Consider the following 502-nt stretch of genomic DNA (forward strand, 5'->3'; position numbering starts at 1 on the left):
GCGTTCACGATGCACGGCACGATCATGCTGCTGATGTTCGCGACGCCGCTGTTCGCCGGCTTCGCGAACTGGATCATGCCGCTCCAGATCGGCGCGCCGGACGTGGCCTTCCCGCGGCTGAACATGTTCGCCTACTGGCTGTACCTGTTCGGCTCGCTCATCGCGGTCGGTGGCTTCCTCACCCCGCAGGGCGCGGCCGACTTCGGCTGGTTCGCCTACAGCCCGCTCTCGGACGCGGTCCGCAGCCCGGGCATCGGCGCCGACATGTGGATCATGGGTCTGGCCTTCTCCGGCTTCGGCACCATCCTCGGCTCGGTCAACTTCATCACCACGATCATCTGCATGCGCGCCCCCGGCATGACGATGTTCCGCATGCCGATCTTCGTGTGGAACGTGCTGCTGACCGGTGTCCTGGTCCTGCTGGCCTTCCCGGTCCTCGCGGCCGCGCTGTTCGCCCTGGAGGCGGACCGCAAGTTCGGCGCCCACGTCTTCGACGCCGCCA

The 502-nt window shown here is 67.3% G+C and carries 1 protein-coding gene; it reads left to right on the top strand.

Going from position 1 to position 502, the window contains the following annotated elements:
- On the top strand, positions 1–502 hold a 502-nt coding region (locus FDO69_RS40960), incomplete at both ends, for a cbb3-type cytochrome c oxidase subunit I (RefSeq protein WP_170321023.1).

This window comes from Streptomyces tibetensis, from assembly GCF_007655005.1.
Lineage (GTDB): Bacteria > Actinomycetota > Actinomycetes > Streptomycetales > Streptomycetaceae > Streptomyces > Streptomyces tibetensis.